23 protein-coding genes are annotated in these 25,134 nt (G+C 61.0%); 16 read left to right on the top strand and 7 right to left on the bottom strand.

Annotated features, from left to right (window positions below; all coding sequences use genetic code 11):
• The first annotated feature begins 50 nt into the window (after positions 1 to 50).
• From atpG to BLU48_RS28335, 7 genes are all read left to right on the top strand, one after another.
• Positions 51 to 911 (top strand): F0F1 ATP synthase subunit gamma, encoded by an 861-nt coding sequence (atpG, locus tag BLU48_RS28365; RefSeq protein WP_005792602.1) that lies wholly within the window; start codon positions 51 to 53, stop codon positions 909 to 911.
• 27 nt (positions 912 to 938) lie between these two features.
• The gene (atpD, locus tag BLU48_RS28360) at positions 939 to 2,315 is read left to right on the top strand and encodes a F0F1 ATP synthase subunit beta (protein WP_003195827.1); all 1,377 of its coding nucleotides are present in this window, start codon (positions 939 to 941) and stop codon (positions 2,313 to 2,315) included.
• Between the two features lie 44 nt (positions 2,316 to 2,359).
• On the top strand, positions 2,360 to 2,776 hold the full coding sequence (locus tag BLU48_RS28355; RefSeq protein WP_005792601.1) for a F0F1 ATP synthase subunit epsilon: 417 nt from the start codon (positions 2,360 to 2,362) through the stop codon (positions 2,774 to 2,776).
• A gap of 123 nt (positions 2,777 to 2,899) precedes the next feature.
• On the top strand, positions 2,900 to 4,267 hold the full coding sequence (glmU, locus tag BLU48_RS28350; RefSeq protein WP_057023244.1) for a bifunctional UDP-N-acetylglucosamine diphosphorylase/glucosamine-1-phosphate N-acetyltransferase GlmU: 1,368 nt from the start codon (positions 2,900 to 2,902) through the stop codon (positions 4,265 to 4,267).
• 216 nt (positions 4,268 to 4,483) lie between these two features.
• Positions 4,484 to 5,254, top strand: a complete 771-nt coding sequence (locus tag BLU48_RS28345; RefSeq protein WP_172833451.1) for a DeoR/GlpR family DNA-binding transcription regulator — start codon at positions 4,484 to 4,486, stop codon at positions 5,252 to 5,254.
• 10 nt (positions 5,255 to 5,264) lie between these two features.
• Positions 5,265 to 7,097 (top strand): glutamine--fructose-6-phosphate transaminase (isomerizing), encoded by a 1,833-nt coding sequence (glmS, locus tag BLU48_RS28340; protein WP_057023245.1) that lies wholly within the window; start codon positions 5,265 to 5,267, stop codon positions 7,095 to 7,097.
• A gap of 85 nt (positions 7,098 to 7,182) precedes the next feature.
• Complete coding sequence (locus BLU48_RS28335; RefSeq protein WP_057023246.1) at positions 7,183 to 7,569, top strand: hypothetical protein; 387 nt, start codon at positions 7,183 to 7,185, stop codon at positions 7,567 to 7,569.
• A gap of 148 nt (positions 7,570 to 7,717) precedes the next feature.
• On the opposite strand, the gene BLU48_RS28330 is transcribed toward BLU48_RS28335, so the two are convergent.
• The 6 genes from BLU48_RS28330 to BLU48_RS28305 are packed head-to-tail and all read right to left on the bottom strand — an operon-like array spanning position 7,718 to position 13,398.
• Positions 7,718 to 8,650: a phosphatidate cytidylyltransferase gene (locus BLU48_RS28330; RefSeq protein ID WP_043048213.1), complete on the bottom strand. Its 933-nt coding sequence runs from the start codon at positions 8,648 to 8,650 to the stop codon at positions 7,718 to 7,720.
• Between the two features lies 1 nt (position 8,651).
• A complete protein-coding gene (locus tag BLU48_RS28325) occupies positions 8,652 to 9,272 on the bottom strand; it encodes a lysophospholipid acyltransferase family protein (protein WP_057023247.1) in 621 nt (206 codons plus the stop codon).
• Positions 9,273 to 9,281: 9 nt separating this feature from the next.
• Positions 9,282 to 9,725: a hypothetical protein gene (locus BLU48_RS28320; protein ID WP_057023248.1), complete on the bottom strand. Its 444-nt coding sequence runs from the start codon at positions 9,723 to 9,725 to the stop codon at positions 9,282 to 9,284.
• Positions 9,715 to 11,013 carry a phosphatase PAP2/dual specificity phosphatase family protein gene (locus BLU48_RS28315; protein ID WP_057023249.1) on the bottom strand — a complete coding sequence of 433 codons (1,299 nt, stop codon included), beginning with the start codon at positions 11,011 to 11,013 and terminating at the stop codon, positions 9,715 to 9,717. The genes BLU48_RS28320 and BLU48_RS28315 overlap by 11 nt, the downstream gene beginning before the upstream one ends.
• Before the next feature lie 2 nt (positions 11,014 to 11,015).
• Positions 11,016 to 12,764 carry a bifunctional alpha/beta hydrolase/class I SAM-dependent methyltransferase gene (locus tag BLU48_RS28310; RefSeq protein ID WP_057023250.1) on the bottom strand — a complete coding sequence of 583 codons (1,749 nt, stop codon included), beginning with the start codon at positions 12,762 to 12,764 and terminating at the stop codon, positions 11,016 to 11,018.
• A gap of 10 nt (positions 12,765 to 12,774) precedes the next feature.
• Positions 12,775 to 13,398 (bottom strand): CDP-alcohol phosphatidyltransferase family protein, encoded by a 624-nt coding sequence (locus BLU48_RS28305; protein WP_057023251.1) that lies wholly within the window; start codon positions 13,396 to 13,398, stop codon positions 12,775 to 12,777.
• 311 nt (positions 13,399 to 13,709) lie between these two features.
• Between BLU48_RS28305 and hflK (BLU48_RS28300) the strand changes: the two genes are divergently transcribed.
• The 8 genes from hflK (BLU48_RS28300) (at position 13,710) to cfaB (ending at position 22,901) form a co-directional block, all read left to right on the top strand.
• The gene (hflK, locus tag BLU48_RS28300; protein WP_057023252.1) at positions 13,710 to 15,635 is read left to right on the top strand and encodes a protease modulator HflK; all 1,926 of its coding nucleotides are present in this window, start codon (positions 13,710 to 13,712) and stop codon (positions 15,633 to 15,635) included.
• Between the two features lie 9 nt (positions 15,636 to 15,644).
• Positions 15,645 to 16,640: a protease modulator HflC gene (hflC, locus tag BLU48_RS28295; RefSeq protein ID WP_164484868.1), complete on the top strand. Its 996-nt coding sequence runs from the start codon at positions 15,645 to 15,647 to the stop codon at positions 16,638 to 16,640.
• Positions 16,637 to 17,671 (top strand): protease modulator HflK, encoded by a 1,035-nt coding sequence (hflK, locus tag BLU48_RS28290; RefSeq protein WP_057023254.1) that lies wholly within the window; start codon positions 16,637 to 16,639, stop codon positions 17,669 to 17,671. Before hflC ends, hflK (BLU48_RS28290) begins: the two co-directional genes overlap by 4 nt.
• The gene (locus BLU48_RS28285) at positions 17,668 to 19,554 is read left to right on the top strand and encodes a cation-translocating P-type ATPase (protein ID WP_057023255.1); all 1,887 of its coding nucleotides are present in this window, start codon (positions 17,668 to 17,670) and stop codon (positions 19,552 to 19,554) included. The genes hflK (BLU48_RS28290) and BLU48_RS28285 overlap by 4 nt, the downstream gene beginning before the upstream one ends.
• A 117-nt stretch (positions 19,555 to 19,671) precedes the next feature.
• On the top strand, positions 19,672 to 19,941 hold the full coding sequence (gene bufA2, locus BLU48_RS28280; RefSeq protein ID WP_057023256.1) for a BufA2 family periplasmic bufferin-type metallophore: 270 nt from the start codon (positions 19,672 to 19,674) through the stop codon (positions 19,939 to 19,941).
• Positions 19,942 to 20,006: 65 nt separating this feature from the next.
• Positions 20,007 to 20,852 (top strand): MNIO family bufferin maturase, encoded by an 846-nt coding sequence (bufB, locus tag BLU48_RS28275; protein ID WP_057023257.1) that lies wholly within the window; start codon positions 20,007 to 20,009, stop codon positions 20,850 to 20,852.
• Positions 20,843 to 21,631 (top strand): HvfC/BufC N-terminal domain-containing protein, encoded by a 789-nt coding sequence (locus BLU48_RS28270; RefSeq protein ID WP_057023258.1) that lies wholly within the window; start codon positions 20,843 to 20,845, stop codon positions 21,629 to 21,631. The genes bufB and BLU48_RS28270 overlap by 10 nt, the downstream gene beginning before the upstream one ends.
• 85 nt (positions 21,632 to 21,716) lie before the next feature.
• Positions 21,717 to 22,901 (top strand): C17 cyclopropane fatty acid synthase CfaB, encoded by a 1,185-nt coding sequence (cfaB, locus tag BLU48_RS28265; RefSeq protein ID WP_057023259.1) that lies wholly within the window; start codon positions 21,717 to 21,719, stop codon positions 22,899 to 22,901.
• 75 nt (positions 22,902 to 22,976) lie between these two features.
• Here cfaB and cls read toward each other — a convergent pair whose 3' ends face one another.
• Complete coding sequence (gene cls / locus BLU48_RS28260) at positions 22,977 to 24,416, bottom strand: cardiolipin synthase (RefSeq protein WP_057023260.1); 1,440 nt, start codon at positions 24,414 to 24,416, stop codon at positions 22,977 to 22,979.
• Positions 24,417 to 24,546: 130 nt separating this feature from the next.
• Here cls and BLU48_RS28255 point away from each other — a divergent pair, with 130 nt between their 5' ends.
• Positions 24,547 to 25,068 carry a DUF3617 domain-containing protein gene (locus tag BLU48_RS28255; protein ID WP_057023261.1) on the top strand — a complete coding sequence of 174 codons (522 nt, stop codon included), beginning with the start codon at positions 24,547 to 24,549 and terminating at the stop codon, positions 25,066 to 25,068.
• Positions 25,069 to 25,134: the final 66 nt, after the last annotated feature.

Here is a 25,134-nt window from a genome sequence, read left to right as displayed (position 1 = left end):
GCCGCAGCGGGAGCCGCAAGGCTCCCGCTTGCTAACCTGATAGGTGTTACATGGCAGGCGCAAAAGAGATTCGCAGTAAGATTGCGAGCATCAAAAGCACGCAAAAAATTACCAGCGCCATGGAAAAAGTGGCGGTCAGCAAAATGCGCAAGGCACAAATGCGCATGGCTGCTAGCCGTCCTTATGCGGAGCGTATCCGCCAGGTAATTGGGCATCTGGCCAACGCCAACCCGGAATACCGCCACCCGTTCATGATCGAGCGCGCCGTCAAGCGTGCAGGTTATGTGGTAGTGAGCAGTGACCGTGGTTTGTGTGGTGGTCTGAATACCAACCTGTTCAAGGCCCTGGTCAAGGACATGGCGGTAAACCGCGAAAACGGCGTCGAGATCGATCTGTGTGTTGTGGGTAGCAAGGGTGCGGCCTTTTTCCGTAACTTCGGCGGTAACGTCGTTGCAGCTATCAGCCACCTGGGTGAAGAGCCGTCGATCAATGATTTGATCGGCAGTGTGAAGGTGATGCTGGATGCGTACCTGGAAGGCCGGATTGACCGCCTGTCCGTGGTATCCAACAAGTTCATCAACACCATGACCCAGCAGCCAACCGTGGAGCAATTGATTCCACTGGTGGCGACCCCGGATCAGGAACTCAAGCACCACTGGGACTACCTCTACGAACCAGACGCCAAAGAGCTGCTTGACGGCTTGATGGTGCGCTACGTGGAGTCGCAGGTGTACCAGGCGGTGGTCGAGAACAACGCAGCTGAACAAGCGGCGCGGATGATCGCGATGAAAAACGCTACCGATAACGCCGGTGATCTGATCAGCGATTTGCAGCTGATCTACAACAAGGCGCGTCAGGCTGCGATCACCCAAGAGATCTCGGAAATCGTCGGCGGCGCTGCCGCGGTTTAACGGTTCAAATATTCAGAGGATCCAGCTATGAGTAGCGGACGTATCGTTCAAATCATCGGCGCCGTTATCGACGTGGAATTTCCACGCGACAGCGTACCGAGCATCTACAACGCGCTGAAAGTACAAGGCGCGGAAACTACCCTGGAAGTCCAGCAGCAGCTGGGCGACGGCGTAGTTCGTACCATTGCGATGGGTTCTACCGAAGGCTTGAAGCGCGGTCTGGACGTTGTCGACACTGGCGCTGCCATCTCCGTACCGGTCGGTAAAGCGACCCTGGGCCGGATCATGGACGTACTGGGCAACCCGATCGACGAAGCTGGCCCGATCGCCACCGAAGAGCGCTGGGGCATTCACCGCGCCGCGCCTTCGTTCGCCGAGCAAGCGGGCGGCAACGACCTGCTGGAAACCGGCATCAAGGTTATCGACCTGGTTTGCCCGTTCGCCAAGGGCGGTAAAGTCGGTCTGTTCGGTGGTGCCGGTGTAGGCAAGACCGTAAACATGATGGAACTGATCCGTAACATCGCCATCGAACACAGCGGTTATTCCGTGTTCGCAGGTGTTGGTGAGCGTACCCGTGAGGGTAACGACTTCTACCACGAGATGAAGGACTCCAACGTTCTGGACAAAGTGGCACTGGTTTACGGTCAGATGAACGAGCCGCCGGGAAACCGTCTGCGCGTAGCCCTGACTGGCCTGACCATGGCCGAGAAGTTCCGTGACGAAGGTAACGACGTTCTGTTGTTCGTCGACAACATCTACCGTTACACCCTGGCCGGTACTGAAGTATCCGCACTGCTGGGCCGTATGCCTTCGGCAGTAGGTTACCAGCCGACCCTGGCTGAAGAGATGGGCGTTCTGCAAGAACGTATCACTTCGACCAAGGAAGGTTCGATCACTTCGATCCAAGCGGTATACGTACCTGCGGATGACTTGACCGACCCGTCGCCAGCCACCACCTTCGCCCACTTGGACGCCACCGTCGTTCTGTCCCGTGACATCGCTTCCCTGGGTATCTACCCAGCGGTCGATCCACTCGACTCGACTTCGCGCCAGCTGGACCCGAACGTGATCGGCCAGGAGCACTACGACACCGCTCGCGGCGTTCAGTACGTGCTGCAGCGCTACAAAGAACTGAAGGACATCATTGCGATCCTGGGTATGGACGAGCTGTCGGAAGCCGACAAGCAGTTGGTAAACCGTGCTCGTAAGATCCAGCGTTTCTTGTCGCAGCCGTTCTTCGTGGCTGAAGTCTTCACCGGTGCCTCGGGTAAATATGTTTCCCTGAAAGACACCATTGCTGGCTTCAAAGGCATCCTCAACGGTGACTACGACCATCTGCCAGAACAAGCGTTCTACATGGTCGGCGGCATCGAAGAAGCGATCGAGAAAGCCAAGAAACTGTAATCCAGGCGCCCGGCAACGGGCGCTCATCAGGTTGAGGCAATCAGATGGCTATGACAGTCCATTGCGATATCGTCAGCGCGGAAGGGGAAATTTTCTCCGGTCTGGTCGAGTTTGTAACAGCGCACGGCGACTTGGGTGATCTTGGTATCGCCATGGGTCACGCTCCGTTGATTACCAGCTTGAAGCCAGGTCCGATCACTCTGACCAAGCAAGGCGGGGAAAAGGAGGTGTTTTACATCTCCGGTGGTTTCCTCGAGGTTCAGCCGAACATGGTCAAGGTACTTGCCGACACCGTGCAACGTGCTGGCGACCTGGATGAAGCCTCCGCTCAGGAAGCCGTCAAGGCTGCCGAGAAGGCGCTGAACGAAAAAGGCGCAGACTTCGACTACAGCGCTGCTGCAGTTCGTCTGGCCGAGGCTGCAGCTCAGCTGCGCACGCTCCAGCAGATCCGCAAGAAGTAAGCGGCCATGCCGTTACGCTTCATGCGTGATTGATTAAAAAGGGTAGCCTCGGCTACCCTTTTTCTTTTTTTGCAAAACACTTCTTTGGTCTGAACCCGGACCGCCCAGGATTGGTAGCCATTCATGTCTCTTGAAATCGTCATTCTCGCCGCAGGCCAGGGCACTCGTATGCGTTCGGCCCTGCCCAAGGTGCTGCACCCGGTAGCCGGCAATTCCATGCTGGGTCATGTTATCCACAGCGCCCGGCAGTTGGACCCTCAGCGTATTCACGTGGTGATCGGCCACGGTGCCGACGTAGTACGGGAACGTTTGGCTGCGGACGACTTGAATTTCGTATTGCAAGACAAACAATTGGGCACCGGCCACGCCACTGCGCAAGCCGTGCCCTTCATCACTGCCGACACGGTGCTGATCCTCTACGGCGATGTACCGCTGATTGAAGTGGAAACCCTGCAACGTCTGCTCAAGCATGTCGTGCCTGGCCAGATGGGCCTGCTCACCGTTGAGCTGGACGACCCTACCGGCTACGGCCGCATTGTGCGTAATGCGGACGGCAAGGTTGCCGCTATCGTCGAGCATAAAGATGCCAGCGAAGCCCAGCGCGCCATTACTGAAGGCAACACCGGCATTCTTGCCGTGCCTGCCGATAAGCTGGGCGACTGGATGAGCCGTCTGTCCAACAACAACGCCCAGGGCGAGTACTACCTCACCGATGTGATCGAAATGGCTGTGAGTGACGGCCTGCTGGTCGCCACCGAACAGCCTCACGACCCGATGGAAGTGCAGGGCGCCAACGACCGCAAGCAGCTCGCAGAGCTGGAGCGTCACTACCAACTGCGCGAGGGCCGCCGCCTGATGGCCCAGGGCGTGACCCTGCGTGACCCGGCGCGTTTCGATGTGCGTGGCGAAGTGACGGTGGGCCGCGACGTGCTGATCGATATCAACGTGATCCTCGAAGGCCGGGTGATCATTGAAGACGACGTGGTCATCGGCCCGAACTGCGTGATCAAGGACAGCACCTTGCGCAAAGGCGTGGTGGTCAAGGCTAACAGCCATATCGACGGTGCCGTGATGGGCGAGGGTAGCGATGCGGGGCCGTTTGCACGGTTGCGTCCGGGTACAGTGATGGGCGTGAGAGCGCACGTTGGCAATTTCGTCGAGCTGAAAAATGCGAAAATGGGTGACGAAGCGAAGGCCGGCCACTTGGCTTACCTCGGTGATGCAGTGATCGGTGCCCGCAGCAATATTGGTGCTGGCGCTATCACCTGTAACTACGACGGCGCCAATAAATATCAGACGACTATTGGTGAAGACGTATTTATCGGCTCCAACAACTCGTTGATTGCGCCAGTCACCATTGGTGATGGTTCAAACACCGCGGCAGGTTCCACCATCAACCAGGATGTGGATAAGTCGCAGTTGGCCGTCGCCCGCGCCCGTCAACGCAACATCGACGGTTGGAAGCGCCCGGTAAAAATCAAGAAAACCTGATTTATCCACAGCCTCGCTCGCAACAAACTCCAGTGTGGGAGGGGGCTTGCTCCCGATAGCGGTGGTTCAGTCACATATACATTGGCTGACACACCGCCATCGGGGGCAAGCCCCCCTCCCACATTTTGCCTGCATTATTTTAGAAATCTCACTTGACGATCTTTCGCCAATAGGTTTTGATTGCCTTCGTTATCTTTCGAAACGAAACTTATCACCATCATGTCGAAACGAAATACACCCCAACGACGCCACAATATCCTCACTCTGCTCAATGAACAGGGCGAAGTCAGCGTGGACGAACTGGCCAAGCGTTTCGAAACTTCGGAAGTCACCATCCGCAAGGACTTGGCCGCTCTCGAAAGTAACGGCCTGCTCCTGCGTCGCTACGGTGGCGCGATCACCATGCCCCAAGAGCTGGTGGGCGACGCTGCCCAACCCATCTCGGCCTACAAGCGCGCCATCGCGCGTGCGGCAGTGGTGCGTTTGCGCGAACACGCACGCATCATCATCGACAGCGGCAGCACCACCGCCGCCATGATCCCCGAACTGGGCCATCAGCCCGGCCTGGTGGTGATGACCAACTCCCTGAACGTGGCCCGCGCCCTGAGCGAACTGGAACACGAACCGGTGTTGTTGATGACGGGCGGCACCTGGGACCCGCATTCGGACTCGTTCCAGGGCCAGGTCGCCGAGCAGGTGCTGCGTTCCTACGACTTCGACCAACTGTTCATCGGTGCCGATGGCATCGATCTGCAGCGTGGCACCACCACCTTCAACGAATTGCTGGGCTTGAGCCGCGTCATGGCCGAGGTCGCCCGTGAAGTGGTGGTGATGGTCGAGTCCGACAAGATCGGCCGCAAGATTCCCAACCTGGAACTGCCTTGGAGCAGCGTCCATACCCTTATTACCGATGATCGCCTGCCGCTTGAGGCCCGCGACCAGATCCAAGCCCGCGGCATTACGCTGATATGCGCGGCCGTCATCTAGGAGAAATACCATGTGTGGAATTGTTGGCGCAGTCGCCGAACGTAATGTTACTGCCATCCTGATCGAAGGCCTCAAGCGCCTCGAATACCGCGGCTATGACAGTGCCGGCGTGGCGGTTTTCACCAATGCCGGCAAGCTGGAGCGCATGCGCCGGCCGGGCAAGGTGAGCGAGTTGGACCAGGCCTTGGCCGGCGAGCCGCTCGTAGGTCGCCTGGGCATTGCCCACACCCGTTGGGCCACCCACGGTGCGCCGTGCGAGCGTAACGCTCACCCACACTTCTCCGGTGACCTGGCGGTAGTGCACAACGGCATTATCGAAAACCACGAAGTGCTGCGCGAACAGCTCAAGGGCCTGGGTTATGTGTTTACTTCGGATACCGACACCGAAGTCATCGCCCACCTGCTCAACCACAAGCTCAAGGACCACAGCGATCTGACCACCGCCCTCAAGGCCACGGTCAAGGAACTGCATGGCGCCTACGGACTGGCCGTGATCAGCGCCGGCCAGCCTGATCGCCTGGTTGCTGCACGCAGTGGCAGCCCACTGGTGATCGGCCTGGGCCTGGGCGAGAACTTCCTCGCCTCCGACCAACTGGCCCTGCGCCAAGTGACCGACCGCTTCATGTATCTGGAAGAAGGCGATATTGCCGACATCCGTCGTGAAAGCGTGCAGATCTGGGACGTTGACGGCCAGTCCGTCGAGCGTGAAGCCGTGCAATACCGTGACGGTGCCGAAGCCGCTGACAAGGGCGAGTTCCGCCACTTCATGCTCAAAGAAATCCACGAGCAGCCGTCTGTGGTGCAACGCACCCTGGAAGGTCGCCTGAGCCAGAACCAGGTACTGGTCAACGCTTTCGGCCCGCAAGCCGCCGAGCTGTTCGCCAAGGTGCGCAATGTGCAGATCGTGGCCTGCGGCACCAGCTACCACGCCGGCATGGTCGCCCGTTACTGGCTGGAAGAACTGGCGGGCATTCCGTGCCAGGTCGAAGTCGCCAGCGAGTTCCGCTATCGCAAGGTGGTGGTGCAACCCGACACCCTGTTCGTAACCATCTCCCAGTCCGGCGAAACCGCCGATACCCTGGCTGCCCTGCGCAACGCCAAGGAGCTGGGTTTCCTCGGCAGCCTGGCAATCTGCAACGTCAGCATCAGCTCCCTGGTGCGTGAATCCGACCTGACCCTGCTGACCCAGGCCGGTCGCGAAATCGGCGTAGCCTCCACCAAAGCCTTCACCACCCAACTGGTGGGCCTGTTGCTGCTGACCCTGTCCCTGGGCCAAGTACGCGGCACCCTCGCCGAGGGCGTGGAAGCCACTCTGGTAGAAGAACTGCGCCGCCTGCCAACCCGCCTTGGCGAAGCCCTGGCAATGGACGGCACCGTGGAAAAAGTCGCTGAGCTGTTCGCTGACAAGAACCACACCCTGTTCCTGGGCCGTGGCGCGCAATACCCGGTGGCGATGGAAGGCTCGCTGAAACTCAAGGAAATCTCGTACATCCACGCCGAAGCCTATCCGGCCGGTGAGCTGAAACACGGCCCATTGGCCCTGGTGGATGACGATATGCCAGTGGTTACCGTGGCGCCAAACAACGAACTGCTGGAGAAGCTCAAGTCCAACCTGCAGGAAGTACGCGCCCGTGGCGGCCAACTGATCGTCTTCGCCGATGAGAAGGCAGGCATGACCAATGGTGAAGGCACCCACGTGATCAACATGCCGCACATTCACGACACGCTGTCGCCGATTCTGTACACCATCCCGCTGCAGTTGCTGTCGTACTACGTTGCCGTGCTCAAAGGCACTGACGTTGACCAGCCGCGTAACCTGGCGAAGTCGGTGACAGTGGAGTAAGGCTTTCTCGCGTACCTGAAGAGGGGCTGTTTTTAACAGCCCTTTTTTTATGGGTTTGAATTCGCTCCACTCAAGGATGCCAATAATGCAAAGCTCATCAGCGACCGTTCACGCACGTTTGCATAACCGTCGGTTTGCGGTCGCGAACAATACTCAAGGGCTGTCCGGCACGGGGACAGTATTTCACTACCAAGTTGAAGATGGCGTCATTTCAAGCACCTACCAAGGTGGCCGGATTCGCCTGGGCACGCAGGTCGGGCGGGTGACCGGTGCAGATACCATCGAGCTGCTTTATCAATGCGTGACCCTGGAAGGGGAACTGCTCGCGGGGTGGTCACGTGGCACGGTAGACGTGGACCTTCGCGGGCGCACAACGCTGAGTTTCGTTTGGGGCTGGCTATCGGGTGCAACAGGCGGCGGGGAGTCTAGCTATGTCGAGATCGCTGCTGCACCAGTTTCAGATTTTGCTTAAACCCTGAAAGCACCGCAAACCAAGGTGGGAGGGGGCTTGCCCCCGATTGCGGTGTATCAGCCAACCTATCCGGTGACTGCCAGCTCGGCTATCGGAGGCAAGCCTCCTCCCACATTTTGATCTTCATTGGTTTTGAGAAAGGGGTGGGTCAGGTCCACCAGTAACGTACGAGGTGGAAGAAGATCGGCGCCGCGAAGCACACCGAATCCAGCCGATCCAGCATCCCGCCGTGTCCTTCGATCATATGCCCCCAGTCTTTCACGCCGCGATCGCGCTTGATCGCCGACATCACGATCCCACCGGCAAAGCCCAGCAAGTTGATCAACAGCGCGATCAAGAACGACTGCCAGGGATTAAACGGTGTGGTCCACCACAGCGCCGCGCCGATCAGGGATGACAGCAGAATTCCGCCTACGAACCCTTCCACGGTTTTCGACGGTGACAGATTGGGCGCGATCTTGTGTTTGCCGAACAGCTTGCCGCATACGTACTGCAATACGTCTGACAGTTGCACCACGATCACCAGGTAGGCGATCAGCAACAGGTTGCGGCCTTCGTAGCCGGGAATGTCCAGCGTCAGCAGGGCTGGGACGAAGGACACGCAGAACACCGCGATCATCAGCCCCCATTGCACCTTCGAGGCGCGTTCCAGGAAGTGTGTACTGTCGCCGCCAAGGGAGGCGAGGATCGGTAGCAGCAAAAACACGTACACCGGGATGAAGATCGAGAACAGCCCATACCAGTCGGCGTAGATCAGCACATATTGCAGCGGCAGGGCGAGGTAGAACGCGGCCACCAGGGCCGGGTAGTCGCTGCGCCGGGTTGGGGTGAGGGTGAGGAATTCTCGCAGGGCGTAGAACGACACGGCATAGAACAACAGGATCACCGCGCCAGTACCGAGCCAGAAGGCAATGCCGATCACCACCACCATCACCCACCAGGCGTTGATGCGGGCGTTGAGGTTGTCGATCACGGCATTGGGGCTGCCACGGGTGCGCAGCTTGAGGATCAGGCCGATCAGCGAGGCGATGACCAGGATCGCGCCTATGCCGCCGAATAACATCAGGGTTTGGCTATCCATTTCAGGAATGCTCCGGGGCAAGGGCGAGCAGGGCGTCGCGGGTACGAGCAAGGAATGCGGCTTTGTCTTCGCCTTCTTCCAATTGCAGGGGAGCACCGAAGCTGGTTGTGCATAACAAGGGCAGTGGCAGCACTCGGCCCTTGGGCATGACCCGGTTGAGGTTGGCTATCCACACGGGCACCAGTTCGGCCTGTGGGTAACTTTTGGCCAAGTGGTACAAGCCGCTCTTGAATGGCAGCAAGCCATCCTCCAGATTGCGTGTGCCTTCCGGAAAAATGATCAGCGAGTCACCGCCTTCCAGCGCAGCGAGCATGGGTTGCAAAGGGTTATCCACAGGCTCCTTGCGCTCGCGGTCGATCAGCACACCGTTGAACACACGGTTGATGATGTAGCGGCGCAGGGCGCTCTTGTTCCAGTAATCACTGCCCGCCACCGGGCGCGTGAACTTGCGCAGGTTCTGCGGCAGCGACGCCCATACCAGCACGAAGTCGCCGTGGCTGCTGTGGTTGGCGAAATAGATGCGTTGCACCGGCACCGGCGCGCACCCCAGCCACAGGCTGCGAGCGCCGGTGACGGTGCGGGCCATGGAAGTAATCAGCGTGGCGACCACGGGTTCGAACATGGGGATTCCTTATCCGGCGAAAGGCAGCCAAGGGCTGGCGAGAATGACGCCCAGGGTCAGCAGCGCTTGCGCGCCCAGCAACCAGGCTTGTTTGCGCAACAGTTTGAGCGCGCCACGACGGCGTTCGCTCCAGGGCCGACCGGCTCGTTTAGGTGATTGCAAACCAAGGGTTTGCAGGGCCTGGTCGAGGTCCGGTGTGCGTGTGGTGTCGCGGGCGAGCAGGGCAAACAGGTCGGCGTCGAGGGCCACGCGCAATGCCCAGTATTTTTGCAGCAGGCCCAATACGATCATCCACAGGGCCAGCAACAGGCAGATCGTCGAGATACTCGCCAACAATAGCTGGGCAAGGCCGAACAGTACGCCGAGCAGCGTCAGGCCTGTGGATAACTGATCCAGCGAATGGCCACGGCGCAGCAGGCTGGCGACCACCTGGAGTTCCATATCAGCGGGCATGGGGCAAACCCTCCAAAGCTTCTCGGTGCGCAGGATGCAGGACCACGTTGGCCCGTGCTGTACGAATGATAGCCAGCGATTGATCTATCGTGGCGGCGCGCCCTGTGATCAGCAGCCAGGCGGCAACGGCGGTAGCGCTGCGGGAGTAACCGAGGGCACAGCACACCAGCAAGGGCCCGTGCTGGCGCAGTTGCTCGATAGCCTGCGCGGCTTTCAGGCACTCCTCGGGGGTCGGCGCGATCAGGTCAAGCACTGGCACGCAGGCATACGCACGGCCCTGTGGATTAATCGGCAGTTCGGCGCACAGATCGACAATGGCCTTGAATGAACCTTGCTGGTGCGTTGTGGGAATACGCCCAAGCCAGACGTTATCCACAATCATATCGGGCTGTGGGTGTCTGCGTGTCCATAGGCGCGAGTTGATCCACGCGCCAGCAACGTAAGGGGCATACAGCCAGCGTGCGGCGGGACTAAGACGACCGTCTTCGCGTTTTTGAAAGCCTGACGCGCCTAGCACGATGTAATTGGCTTTGACCAACCCCAGGGATACCGCCGGCCACAGCAGCCACAACCAGCCGCCGCCGAGCACGAAAGCAAGCACCGCCAGTATCAATGCACCCAGCCCATAGCGCACTCCCAGGCGCCAGCGTTGGGGATCCCGCGTCAGTCGCGCATTCACCAACGGGCTCGGATGTTCCACCGGCCAAAACCACACGCATAACCACCCCGCGAGGGCGCCTGTGGGTAAGTCGATAAAGTGATGTTGATAAGTGGTCAGCACCGAGAGGCCAATCAGGGCGAACCATCCATGCACCACCCAGCGCCAGAATCCCCGGGTGTGCCGCTGATACATGACCCACAGGATCACCAGCAGCGCGATATGCAGGGACGGTGCCTGGTTGAAGGGTTTGTCAAAACCGGCCAGCACCGTGAATAGCCAGCCGAACACGCCGTCCAGTTCCGGCCGCTCAAAGGTGAAGCGCAGTGGCCAGATCAGGAAGCAACTGACGGCAATAACCTGCGCGCTCAGCAGGCGCAGTGCATGTTGTTTCAGTTCATGGCGAGTATTGGGTAACAGTAGGGAGAAGCCGTAGAGCAGGTCAATGGACCAATAGGGCACGATGGTGCAGGCCCAGAACGGCATATGGGTTTCCCAGCCGAATACCAGCGTGCCGACGTCGCTGCGCTGGCTGGTGACCCAGGTGGCAAAGCCGTAAGTGCTGAAAAACAGCGGCGCCAACAGCAGCAGCCAGAGGACCGCTGGTTTCAATAAACCGGGTTCACGCATGTTCAGATCTTCTGGGCCAGGGACACCGTAAAGATGCCCCATTCATCCACGCGCTGGGTGATCTTGCGAAAGCCCGCGGCCTCGACAAGTTGGTCCATTTCCGCCTGGCTGCGGCGACGCATTACCCAAGCTTGGCCCTGGCGGTGGCTGGTAAGCGCGCGGGCTATCAACTCCAGTTGCGGGTGCCATGGCTGGCCGGTATACACCAGGTAACCGCCTGGCTCCACGGCTTCGGCCAAGCCTGCCAGTGAGCCGCCGACCATGGCGTTATCGGCAAACAACTCATACAACCCGGACACCACGGCCAAGGTCGGCTTGGGGTCCAGGGCAGCCAGGTCGGCGCGGTCGAACGCATCGCCTTTGACGAACTGGGCGATGTCCCCCAAGCCCTTCTCGCGAATCAGCGCGCCACCGTCGCGCACGTTGATGTCGCTGTAGTCGCGCAGCAGGATCGACTCCGGCAACGGCGATACGCCCTGCAAGGCTTCAAGGATGTAACGGCCGTGGCCGGCGGCGATATCGACGATACGGACCTCGCGGTGCTCGTCACGCAGCTTGGTCATGGCCAAGCGCAGCAGTTCCTCGACGTTCAGCTTGCGCTGGCGGATACCGCGCCAGCCAATGGAGTTGAGGTAGTTGGTGTCGATCATCCGCCCCAGCCCGCCCTTGCCGGTAGGCTTATTGCGATACACGTAGTCCAGCGTGCTGCCGGAGTCGAAACCGGTGTCGAAGCCCAGTTTCACGCCGTCCGACAGGTTCTTGCCCAGGCCCATGCTGGCGCGGGTCATGCGCCAGTAGAGGTCGCGCAGGGAATTGCGTGGCAGTGGCGCGGCGAGGGATTCGGATTCGGCGCAGGTGGCGCCAAGTTTGTCGGCGTTCAGTAGAGATGCGCGGTCCAGCGGGTGTGCGAAGTTCTGCAAGATAAAGCGTTTGGCGCTGCTCACGGCCACGGCTCGGTCACGTTCACCGAGGGTGTCGTGGAAAAACCCGGGGAGGATATGCAGCTCTTTTTTCAGGCTGCCGAGGCGGCCGAAAAATTGCTGCTGGGGTTTACGGTGCACCACAAAATCGGAGCCGGAGATAAGCAACTGGGTCGGCACCTGGATCGCCTGGGCGTCGGCTACAACCCGATCGGCCGCTTCGTACAGCCCCAACAGCACATTCACCGAAATGGCCTTGGTGATCAACGGATCGCTGTCGTAGGAGGCTACGCGCTCCGGGTCATGGCTGAGGAACTTGGCCTTGACGTAGCTGTTGACGAAAAAGTTGCCCCGAAACCTGCGCATCAAGGCCAGGCCTGGGCGGGCGAAGGGCACGTACAGCTTGACCTTGAAGGCCGGCGAGGCGAGCACCAGGGCGCGGATTTTCGGCGCATAGTCGTGGACCCAGGTGGCCGCGATCACCGCGCCGACGCTTTGGGCGATCACGGCGAAGTTTTGCTCTTCGATGCCGTAGGCGCCGCCGATGTGGTCACAGAAGGTCTGCACATCACGGGCACTGGTGGCAAAGCTGGGGCTGTCGCCGCGCTCGCCGGGCGATTGGCCGTGGCCGCGGGCGTCCCAGGCGAAAAAATCAAACTCCGGCAAGCCCAGTTCATCTACCAGGTGGGCAATACGCCCGGAGTGCTCATGGCCGCGATGGAACAACAGGATTGCCTTGCGCGGCCCGGCGGCGGCCGTAGCCGGCCAGTGCCGGTAGAAAAGCTCGACGCCATCATGGGTACTGAAGGTGTGCTCTTGCTGTTCGCGCATCGCAAAATCCTTATGCAGAAGGGGGAGTGTGTTGTTGTTCTTTGAGGCCCTGACGTACCCGGTTGACCAAGGTGTAGGCGAGCAGGGCAGCCACCAGCCACATCACCGCCTCGACCCAGCCGGCGCCGAGCCAGCCCAACGCCACACCGGTAGCCAGCACGCCAAGTACGAAGGCCCGATCACTCTTGCCCATCGGCCCGTCATAGCGACGCGATGCACCCACCATCGGCCCCAGCACCCCGGCGTACTCGCTGAATACCGCCAGCAGCGTCACGAGCAGTACCGGCGCCAGGCTCACGCCGGGTATCAAGGCAAAGGGCAGGATCAACGCGCTGTCGGCAATCACGTCGCACAGTTCATTGAGGTAGGCGCCTAGGCGTGACTGCTGGCCGAACTCCCGGGCGAGCATGCCGTCGACGGCGTTGAGGGCCATACGCACAATCATCCACAGCGGGATCAGCGCAAACAGCCAGAGCTGCTGGGCGAAAGCAGCAATCAGCAAGCCGACCAGCAAGGAAATCACCCCCGCCAGCACGGTGATCTGGTTGGCGGTGGTGCCGTTGTCGTAGAGACGCTGCACCAGGGGGCGCAGCAGGTTCTGGAACCGCGGTTTGAGTTGGTAGATGGAAATCATGGGAGGTGGCGCTTCCTTGTCCGTGGGCCCGCGAAAAACTGTTCAGGAGTGTGCCGACTTATTGCCGCCGACACTAGTGATAGCTCGTGTTTATAGGGGGTTAGTCACAATCCAGAGAACACCGTGAGGCAAATGTGGGAGGGGGCTTGCTCCCGATAGCGGTGCATCAGCCAACCCATCTACTTACTGACCCAATGCCATCGGGAGCAAGCCCCCTCCCACAGGGGATCCAGGCTGAGTTCAAAAGCGAACAAAAATTTCACGCTTCGTGTTATATCGTAACGAATTATGTACACGCGGGCGTTGAGTGGATGCAAGTGGATCTAGAAGCTGACGGCGCTTCGGTAGAGGGCCTTGCGCGTTTTCAGCAAGGGTTGTTCCATGCCCGTCGACTGCGCCAGGCTGGCATCAGCCTGACGACCCTGGCCATCAGTGCTTGGGTACTGGCGTTGTTCGTGGCGTTGTTTGCGCCACTGTCGATCTGGCCGGTGGTGTTGATCAACTGCGCTTCGGCCCTGTTGGTGCTGGTAGCCGGGTTACAGTCGGCCTGGTGGGTGGCCGATTGGCGCGCCCAGGCGCTGGAGGCGCCAAGCGCTGAATTGGTCGAAGAACCCAGCGAGCCCACCACTTGGCACAAGGGCCTGATCAACCGTTTCGGCAATGGTCTGCTGGCCCAGGTCGGCGCGCCGGTATTGTGGTTGGGTGGCTGGTCGCTGCTGGCGTTGGTCAGTGTTACCCAGTTCTGGAACCTGGCCTTGCCCGCTGCGGCCGTCGGTCAATCGGCAAGCATCGGCGCGGCGCTGGCGTTGGCGCTGGCGTTCGGTCTGCTGGTGTTTGAACGTCGCCTCGCCCAGGAAACCGCCGCCCAATGGCCGGAAGCGTCACAGCTGGCGCAGTTGAGCCGGGTGGCAATTATCTGCCTGGTGATCAGTGCAATCTGCCTGCTGTTTGCCAATGCCGAGTCGGTTTGGCCACTGCGCCTGGCGACACTGATCGGCCTGCTGCCGGCACTGGTGGCGTTGGAGTTCCTGCTCAGAGGCGTACTGTCGCTGTTCAGCCCACGCCAGCCGCGTCTCGAACCGCGCTTGATAGCGCAGAGTTTTATCGCCGGCCTGCTGCGTTGGCCGCCACAACCCTTGCTGGCGTTGCAGCATGAATTGCACAACCGTTTCGGTATCGACCTGCGCCAGATCTGGGCCTTTACCTACATGCGCCGGGCGTTTTTGCCGGTGCTGCTGGTGGTGCTCGCGGTCGGTTGGGCGCTGACCGGCGTGCATGAGGTGCCCCTGCAAGGCCGTGGGATTTATGAGCGCTTTGGCAAACCGGTCGAGGTGTTCGGCCCCGGCCTGCATGCGGGTTTACCGTGGCCGTTGGGCCGTGTGCTGAACATCGAAAACGGCGTGGTGCATGAGCTGGCGACCAGCGTCAGTGAAGCCGCCACTGCGCCGTTGGCCGCTGCCGAAGGCCCGGCGCCGTTGATCGCCAACCGCCTGTGGGACGCCAGCCACGTAAATGACAAATCCCAGGTCATTGCCAGCAGCAGCGGCGATAAGCAGGGCTTCCAGATCGTCAATATGGACGTGCGTTTTGTCTACCGTATCGGCCTTACCGACCAGGCCGCGCTCTCCGCCACCTATAACAGCGCTGATATCCCGACTCTGATCCGCAGTACCGCCAGCCGCATCCTGGTGCATGACTTCGCCTCGCGCACCCTGGACGAATTGCTCGGTGAACAACGCACCAGCCTCGCCGACGAAATTGGTCGCAGCGTGCAAGCCGATCTGCAAACACTCGACAGTGGTGTGGAGATCCTTGCCACGGTGGTCGAAGCGATTCACCCGCCCGCTGGAGCCGCCAACGCTTACCACGGTGTGCAAGCCGCGCAGATCGGCGCCCAGGCCCTGATCGCCCGGGAACGCGGCGCCGCCAGCGAGCAGACCAACCAAGCGCTGTTGCAAGCCAGCACTGCCCGGGATCAAGCCCAGGCCAACGCCCGCGAGGTGAATGCTGGCGCGCAAGCGGCGAACCTACGCTTTACCGCCGAACAAAAAGCCTACGCCGCCGCTGGCCAGGCCTTCGTGCTGGAACAGTACCTGGGTCAACTGAGCCTGGGCCTGGCCCACGCCAAGCTGCTTATTCTGGATCATCGTTTGGGTGCCGGCAGTGCGCCGACGATTGATCTGCGTTCTTTTACTTTGCCCGCCGATCCGTCGGTGCCGCGCAAAGCCGTTCAATAAGGAGTCTGTCTGTTGAGCGCTCATTCTCATGATCACGGTCATCACCATCATCACGGCCACCACCATCACCATCACGGCGATGAGCAGGCGAGCGGGCCTTTTCCTTGGCGTCGTATGGCCTGGGCAGTGTTGCTGGTGCTGTTTGCCGTGGCAGCGGCAAGCCTTGTGCAGGTGCGTTCCGGCGAGGCCACGGTGATTACCCGCTTCGGTAACCCCGCACGGGTGTTGTTGGAACCTGGCCTGGGCTGGCGCTGGCCAGCGCCGTTCGAAGCGGCGATCCCGGTGGACCTGCGCCTGCGCACCACGTCCAGCGGCTTGCAGGATGTGGGCACCCGCGATGGCCTGCGGATTATCGTGCAGGCTTATGTGGCGTGGCAGGTGCAGGGCGATGCCGACAATGTGCAGCGCTTTATGCGCGCGGTGCAGAACCAGCCGGATGAAGCGGCACGGCAGATCCGCACCTTCGTCGGTTCGGCGCTGGAGACCACCGCGGCCAGCTTTGACCTGTCCAGCCTGATCAATACCGATGCCAGCCAAGTGCGCATTGCTGATTTCGAAGCGCAGTTGCGCCAGCAGATTGATCAACAACTGCTCGCCACCTACGGCGTGCGCGTGGCGCAGGTCGGCATCGAGCGCCTGACATTGCCCTCGGTGACACTCACCGCCACGGTTGATCGTATGCGTGCCGAGCGTGAAACCATCGCCACCGAGCGCACTGCGGTGGGCAAGCGCGAAGCGGCGCAGATCCGCTCCGCCGCCGAGCGTGATGCGCGCATCGTGCAGGCCGATGCGACGGTGAAAGCCGCCGATATCGAAGCGCAATCGCGGGTCGAAGCCGCGCAGATTTATGGTCGCGCCTACGCCGGTAATCCACAGCTGTACAACCTGCTGCGCTCGCTGGACACCCTGGGCACCGTGGTTACGCCGGGCACCAAGATCATTCTGCGCACCGACGCTGCGCCGTTCCGCGCCCTGGTGGACGGGCCGAAGGACATCCAGCCATGAGCGAGCGTGACAGCCCGGACAGCCCATGGATCCAGGCCGGGCGCCTGACGTTCCTGGCGCTGTACGCGGTCACCGTGTTGGCGGCGTTGGCCTGGGCCTTTTCCAATGTGCGCCAGATCGACCCGCAGAATCGCGCCGTGGTCCTGCACTTCGGCGCCCTTGATCGCATTCAGAACGCCGGGCTGTTGCTGGCCTGGCCGCAGCCCTTCGAACAGGTGGTGTTGCTGCCGGCGGCGGACCGGGTGATCGAGCGCCGGGTAGAAAACCTGCTACGTTCCGACGCGGCGCTGCAGGCTGATCGCGTGGCCAGTTTCGCTACGCCGTTGAGCGATGCCTTGGCTGGCTCCGGTTATCTGCTGACTGGCGATGCCGGGGTAGTGCAGTTGGACGTGCGGGTTTTCTATAAGGTGACCGAGCCCTACGCTTTCGTATTGCAAGGCGAGCACGTGTTGCCTGCCCTGGATCGGCTGGTGACCCGCAGCGCTGTGGCCCTCACCGCGGCGCGGGATCTGGACACCATCCTGGTCGCCCGCCCGGAGCTGATCGGCAGCGACAATGGCGCCGCCGAACGCCGTGAGCGGCTGCGCGGCGATCTGGTGCAAGGCATCAACAAACGCCTGGCGCAGTTGGCCGCCGCCGGTTTGGGCCTGGGCGTCGAAGTCACCCGCGTCGATGTGCAATCAAGCCTGCCGGGCCCGGCGGTGAATGCCTTCAACGCGGTACTGACCGCCAGCCAGCAAGCCGATAAAGCCGTGGCCAATGCGCGCACCGAAGCGGAAAAACTCACCCAGAACGCCAATCAGGAAGCTGACCGCCAGGTGCAAGTCGCCCACGCCCAGGCCAGCGAACGCTTGGCCAATGCCCAGGCGCAAACCGCCACTGTCGCCAGCCTGGCCCAGGTCAAAGACCCTGGTTTGCTGTTGCGCCTGTACCGCGAGCGCATGCCGAAGATTCTCGGCCAGGCCGGTTCCGTCACCACCGTCGACCCCAAGGACGACTCCCGCTTGATCATCCAGGGAGCCGAACAATGAGCGCGCCCATGCTGACTTCCGCCGAACAGCGTAGCGCTGCCCGGCAATTGACCCTGGCCATGCTCGCGTTGGGGCTGCTGGTACTGGGCCTGGTATGGCGCTGGCTGGCGCCGGACCAGAGCGGCGTGAGCCAGTTGCTGCTGGGCGTGGCTTCGCTGTTGGTGGCGGTGCCGGTGATGCGTTCGGCCTGGTACAGCCTGCGCTTTCCGAGCCTGCACGGCATTACCGACCAATTGATTGCGCTGGCCATGCTCGGCGCCTGGGCTACCGGCGATCTGCTCACCGCGGCGCTGTTGCCGATCATCATGATCTTCGGGCATGTGCTGGAAGAGCGCAGCGTGATCGGCTCCCAGGAAGCGATCCATGCCCTGGGTAAACTCACCCGCAGCCACGCCCGCCTGGTGCAGGCGGACGGCACCATTACCGAAGTGGATAACGGCACCCTGAACACCGGCGATATCGTCGAAGTGCGCGCCGGTGACCGCGTGCCGGCTGATGGTGTCGTGCTGTCCGGCCAGGCGAGCCTGGACACGGCGCCGATTACCGGCGAGTCGGTGCCATTGGAAGCCGGCGTCGGCGTGCAGGTGTTTGGAGGCGCGATCAACCTCGATGGTTTGTTGCGCCTTGAAGTGACGCGCACCGGCAATGAGTCGACCTTGGGCAAAGTCATCGCACTGATGCAGAACGCCGAGCGTTCCAAGCCGCCGATCACCCGGCTGCTGGAGCGTTATGCCGGCAGCTATATGGTGCTGGTGCTGTTGCTGGCAGCGGTGACCTGGTTTGTCACCAATGACGCCCAGGCCATGCTCGCCGTGCTGGTGGCGGCATGCCCGTGCGCCCTAGTGTTGTCGGCGCCGGCCACGGCGATTGCCGGGATCGCCGTGGCGGCGCGCCACGGGATTCTGATTCGCAGCTCTGCGTTCCTTGAAGAGCTGGCCGACCTGACGTCGCTGGTGGTCGACAAGACCGGCACCCTGACCTTTGGCACTTTGCGCCTGCAGTCTATCGACACCACCGCGCCGGATCGCCAGGCGCTGCTGAACCTGGCGGCCAGCCTCGGTTCGGCGAGCAGTCACCCGGTCAGCCGAGCGTTGGCGGGGTTGGCGACCCAGGAACAAATGCTGGCACTCACCGACATCCGAGAGCGCCAGGGCCTGGGTGTGGTAGCGCAGACCGAGCAGGGCGAAGCGGCGCTCGGGCGCCCGGAATTGTTCGAACAGTTGGGCATCGTCACTACCGGCGTTCCCACCCATGACGGCCCGATCGCCGGGCTGGCGTTGAACGGCGAGTTCCTGGCCTGGCTGTTGCTGGCCGACAGCGTCAAGCCGGAAGCGCGCCAGGCCCTGCAAGAACTGCGGGACTTGGGCCTGGGCCGCCAATTGCTACTGACCGGTGACCGCCAAAGCGTGGCCGATAGCCTGGCGCTGGATGTGGGCATCAGTGATGTCGAAGCCCAGGCCCTGCCGGAAGACAAGCTCAACCGCGTGCTGGGGGAAATCAGCAGCGGCTTCCGGCCGATGGTGGTGGGCGATGGCATCAACGACTCCCTGGCGCTCAAGGCCGGTGTGGTCGGCGTGGCGATGGGCGCGGGCGGTGCGGACATCGCCCTGGCGTCGGCTGACGTGGTGTTGATCGGCAGCGACTTGCGCCGCCTGGGCACCTGTGTGCGCTTGAGCCGCCAGTGCCGGCAGACGTTGCAGGTGAACGTGATCATCGGCTTGGGCTGGACCCTGGCCATTGTGGTGTTCGCAGCGTTTGGCTGGCTGGGTGCGGCGGGCGCCATGATCGCGGCGGTGTTACATAACCTCAGCACCTTGCTGGTGCTGGGTAACGCCGGGCGTTTATTGCGCTTCCAGGAGCCGCTGTTGAAGCTTGAGGATTAATTTTCGGAAAAATTTGCTCACAGCTGTAACGCCGATAAGGGGCCTCACTCTAGTGGTGTGTCGAGACTGAGCAATCCGTTCAGACCGGCTCCCCTACCGATTTATGAGGACTACACAATGAACATCAAACAAGCCGTTTCCGGTGCAGCCCTGGCAATCGCTGCAGCTTCCATGTTTGCCGGTGTCGCCACCCAGGTACAGGCTGCCGACGCTTCGGTTCATTGCTACGGCGTCACCTCCTGCAAAGGCATGAACGATTGCAAGACCGCCGAAAACGCTTGCAAAGGCCAGGCTGTCTGCAAAGGCCAGGCTGTCTGCAAAGGCCACGGCTTCAAGACCATGACCAAGGCTGCTTGCGACGAGGCTGGCGGCAAAGTCGGCGAGTAAGCGACAACCGAGTGCAACCGCAGCGGTTCAACTCCACCGCTGTGGACACTTTGCGGGAGTTCATGATGAGCAGTTCCTTCCCCTCCCTGGGTTACGGCCTGGGGTTACGCAACGAATACTATGAGCAGATCCTGGCGCAATCCCCTGCGGTGGATTGGTTCGAAGTGATCTCCGAGAATTATCTGGTGCCGGGCGGCAAAGCCTTGTACTACCTGGATGCCATAGCCGAGCGCTATCCCCTGGTGATGCACGGGGTGTCCTTGTCCATCGGCGGGCCCCATGCCCTCGATACCGATTACCTGGAGCAAATCAAACAGCTCGCCGAGCGCATCCAGCCGGCGTGGATTTCCGATCACCTGTGCTGGAGCCGCGGCAACGCGCACCAGTTGCATGACCTGCTGCCTCTGCCCTACACCGAAGAGAGTCTCTACCACGTGGCCGGCCGTGTGCGTCAGGTACAGGATGTGTTGCAGCGCCCGCTGGTACTGGAAAACGTCTCCAGCTATGTGCGCTCCAAGGCCGATGACTTTACCGAGTGGGAATTTCTCAACGCCCTGGCCCACCTGAGCGGATGCCAGTTGCTGCTGGACGTCAACAATGTCTACGTCAGTTCGCGTAACCATGGGTTCGACGCCTGGACGTTTATTCGCAACCTGCCGCCCCAGAGCATTCGCCAACTGCACCTGGCAGGGCATATGGACTACGGCGACTATGTGGTCGACACCCATGACCATCCGGTGTGCGACCCGGTGTGGGCGCTGTATCAGCAGACCCTGGAGCACTTGGGGCCGGTGTCGACACTGTTGGAACGCGATGACCATTTCCCGCCGTTCGAAGAGTTACTCACCGAATTGAGCAAGGCACGCGAACTTGGGACCAGCGCCTTGGCCCGGAGATCGTTATGCGCCTGATCGACTGGCAGTTGGCTTTTGAGCAGCATCTGTTATCCGAAACGTCCGTCGCCAACAGTGGCTTTGCCGCCACCTTGCTGGGTGGGCCGACGCTGGATGTAGACACGGGGCTGGCCATTTATCACAACGCCTACCTGTCGCGATTGCAGGAAGTGCTGCGCCATGACTTCGGCGCCATCTGGTATTGGCTGGGAGATGATGAGTTTGCCTTGCTGACCCAAGCCTATATCCGTCGATATCCCTCGGCCCACTATAGCCTGCGCTGGCTGGGTGAACGCTTTGCAGTGTTTATCCTTGAGCGCCTGGTCGCAGAACAAAGTGCGCCGCTGGCTGAAATGGCGCGCTTGGAGTGGGCGTTCACCCTGGCGTTTGATGCGCCCCAGGGTGCGCCGCTGACCTTGAATGACATGGCGCAACTGGCGCCTGAAGACTGGCCGGCGTTACAGGTCACCCTCGCGCCCTCAGTGCAGCAGTTGCTTTGCCGTTTCAATACGGTGGCGATCTGGCGCGCCAGCAAGGAGCAATTGGATTTCCCCGGCAGCCAAGCTCTGAATCTGGCGCAACTCTGCCTGGTGTGGCGCCATGAGAATGTGTGCCACTACCGCAGCCTGGAGCCCGGAGAAGCCGGTGCTCTGGCGGGGATGGTGACCACCGGTTGGAGTTTTTCAGAACTGTGTGCGCAGTTGGCAGTCACTTATGAAGAGGGTGCGCCACTGCAAGCGGCCACATGGCTGAAGCAGTGGATCCAGGATGGTTTGCTCGAACGGCGAGTGCCATAGAAAGGTGCTATCGATCGATAGCTTCCTACTTTGTTTAGGATGGTCTACCCTCACAGCAGACGTCTGAAACAAGGGGGGACTACTCATGCTCGCGCAACTTCCACCGGCCTTACAGAATCTTCAGCTACCGCTGCGTCTTCGACTCTGGGACGGCCATGAATTCAACTTGGGCCCCGAGCCCAGTGTGACCATCGTGGTCAAGGATCCCACGGTCGTGTCCAAGCTGAGCCATCCAACGCTCGACTCTCTGGGCGAAGCTTTCGTCGAAGGCAAATTGGAGCTGGAAGGCTCCATCTCCGAAGTGATCCGGGTCTGTGATGAATTGAGTCACGCCTTGGTCGATGACGACGAGGGCAGCCGTCCGGTGCGCTCTATCCATGACAAGGCCACCGACGCGGCAGCCATTTCCTATCACTACGACTTGTCCAACGAGTTCTACCAGCTCTGGCTGGACCAGGATATGGCGTATTCCTGCGGTTATTTCGAAACCGGCAGCGAATCCATCGACCAGGCCCAACAGGATAAATTTCGCCACCTGTGCCGTAAGCTACGACTGCAGCCGGGTGAGTACCTGCTCGATGTGGGCTGCGGCTGGGGCGGACTGGCGCGCTATGCGGCGCGGGAGTTCGGGGTCAAGGTGTTTGGCATCACCCTGAGCAAGGAACAGCTGGCGCTGGCCAAGGAGCGCGTAAAAGCCGAAGGCCTGGAAGACCAGGTCGACCTGCAACTACTTGATTATCGCGACCTGCCCCAGGACGGTCGTTTCGACAAAGTGGTGAGCGTGGGTATGTTCGAACACGTCGGCCACGCCAACCTAGCGCAATATTGCCGAACCCTGTTTGGCGCCGTACGCGAAGGTGGCCTGGTGATGAACCATGGCATTACCGCCAAGCACACCGATGGCCGCCCAGTAGGCCGCGGTGCCGGGGACTTTATCGAACGCTACGTATTTCCCAATGGTGAGCTGCCGCACCTGGCGATGATGACCGCTGAGATCAGTGAAGTCGGGCTGGAAGTGGTTGATGTCGAAAGCCTGCGTTTGCACTACGCACGCACTCTGGATCATTGGAGCGAGCGCCTGGAAGACAACCTGGAAGCGGCGGCGAAGATGGTGCCGGAGCAGGCGTTGCGCATCTGGCGTCTGTACCTGGCCGGTTGCGCTTATGCGTTTGCCCGGGGCTGGATCAACCTGCACCAGATCCTGGCGGTGAAACCTCACGCCGATGGCAGCCATGAACTGCCCTGGACGCGGGAAGATCTCTATCGCTAACCCGTTTTCCAGAACACTGGAGATCCAAATGTGGGAGGGGGCAATCCCCCTCCCACATTTTCCCTGTGTTGTTTGTTAGAGGATCGGTGAGATCAAGCGTGCCACCCGCATCCCCAATTGTTGCAGGCGGCGAGTCTCACGGCTTTCCTCCTGGCTGACCTCATGGGACAGGGCGAAATCGTCCAGCAGCATGTGTTCAACCTGGCTGGCGAAGGCTTCATCCACCGTCAGCAACATCACTTCGAAATTCAGCCGGAACGAACGGTTGTCCAAATTGGCGCTGCCAATGGCGCTGATTTCCCTGTCCACCAACACCACCTTCTGATGCAGAAACCCTGGCGTGTAGCGGAAGACCCGCACGCCTGCGCGCACCGCTTCGATGGCGTACAGGCTGGATGCGGCGTACACGATGCGGTGGTCGGGCCGCGATGGCAGCAGCAGGCGCACGTCCACCCCACGCAGCACCGCCAGGCGCAGGGCGGCAAACACGGCTTCGTCGGGAACGAAGTAGGGGCTGGTGATCCAGACCCGTTCGGTCGCCGCATGGATGGCCTCGACGAAAAACAGCGAGCAGGTTTCATAGGGGTCGGCCGGGCCACTGGCGAGCAGTTGGCAGAGCACGCCGTCTTCAGGATAGGCGTCCGGCAGAATCAGCGGCGGCAGTTCCCGTGCAGCCCAGAACCAGTCCTCGGCAAACGATTCCTGCAGGCACGCCACCACCGGGCCGGTGACCTGCACATGGGTGTCGCGCCATGGCGCCAGCGGTGGTTTCTTGCCCAGGTATTCATCGCCGACGTTATGCCCGCCGACAAACCCGGTAAGACCGTCCACCACCACGATCTTACGATGGTTACGAAAGTTGACCTGGAAGCGATTGAGCCAGCCGCTGCGGGTGGCGAACGCCTTGACCTGTACCCCGGCGTCGCGCAGCGATTGCACGTAGCGATGGGGCAGCGCATGGCTGCCGATACGGTCGTACAGCACGTAGATCGCCACGCCTTGGGCGGACTTTTCCTTCAACAGGGCCTGCAACTGGCGGCCCAGTTCATCGTCATGAATGATGAAGAATTGGAACAGCACGGCGGTGTTGGCGTTGCGAATGGCCTCGAAGATCGCGCCGAACGTGGCATCACCATTGATCAGCAAGCGCACTTCGTTATTGGCCAGGCACGGCATGCGCCCCAGCTTGGGCATGGCGCGCAGGGAGCCATAGGCGCTGGAGTTGCGTGCCGCGAGGGCTTCCTCTACCCATGGGCGCCAGTTCAGCTCGGTAATCGCCGTGTGCATTTCCTGGTTGGCCTGGCGCCGGGCCTGGATGTAGGCGTCGAAGGTGCTGCGGCCGAAAATCAGGTAGGGGATCAGCGTCAGGTAAGGCATGAACATCAGCGACAAGGCCCAGGCGATCGAGCCTTGGGCGGTGCGGACAGTCAGTACCGCGTGAACTGCGGCGAGGCTCCCGAGAACGTGCAGCGTGGCAATGAAGTAGGCGAGCAGGTGCGGGCCAAAGAAATCCATGAACGACGTAACTCCAGGCAGTCCAGTGCGTAACAGACCATGAACGACGGCGAATGTCGCTATTTTATTTGCCGTGCAACACTGGCCGCTTTGCGGCGTCTAACGCCGACAATTACCCAGGAGTTACCCGATGAATGCTCGTCTGCTAGGTTTGGCCATGGTTGTTGGGTTGTCGCTGCCGGTGGCGGCGCAGGCGCAGATGTTGGCGCCGGGCTTGTGGGAATTGACCACCAGCAATATGAAGGTCGATAACCAGGACCTGCCGGACCTGTCGCTGATCCTCGGTCAGCTCAAGCAACAGATGACCCCTGAACAGCGCGCTATGCTCGAAAAGCAAGGCATCAACATGGCCGGTAAGGGCGTGCAGGTGTGCCTGACCCCTGCCCAGGTCGCCTCCGACTCCATCCCGCTGACCGACCCTCAATCGGGGTGCAAACAGGAAGTGACCGACAAGAGCGGCAACCAGTGGAAATTCCGTTTCAGCTGCCCGAAAGCCCAAGGCACAGGCGTGGCGACATTCCAGAGCCAGAAGGAATTCACCACCACTGTCAACGGTACGTTCAATGCCACCGGCATCCAGCAGAAGGGCAGCTTGGACAGCCACGCCCAATGGCTAGGCAAAGATTGCGGTACGGTCAAGCCACGCGCTTAACGCAGAACCTGCGAGACGGCCCTGGCCGTTGTGACAGGCCAGGTGCCCGGAAACCAGCGCGTGCTG

It is taken from the genome of Pseudomonas synxantha (assembly GCF_900105675.1).
Classification (GTDB): domain Bacteria; phylum Pseudomonadota; class Gammaproteobacteria; order Pseudomonadales; family Pseudomonadaceae; genus Aquipseudomonas; species Aquipseudomonas synxantha.
This window is presented reverse-complemented; position numbering and strand designations above follow the sequence as displayed.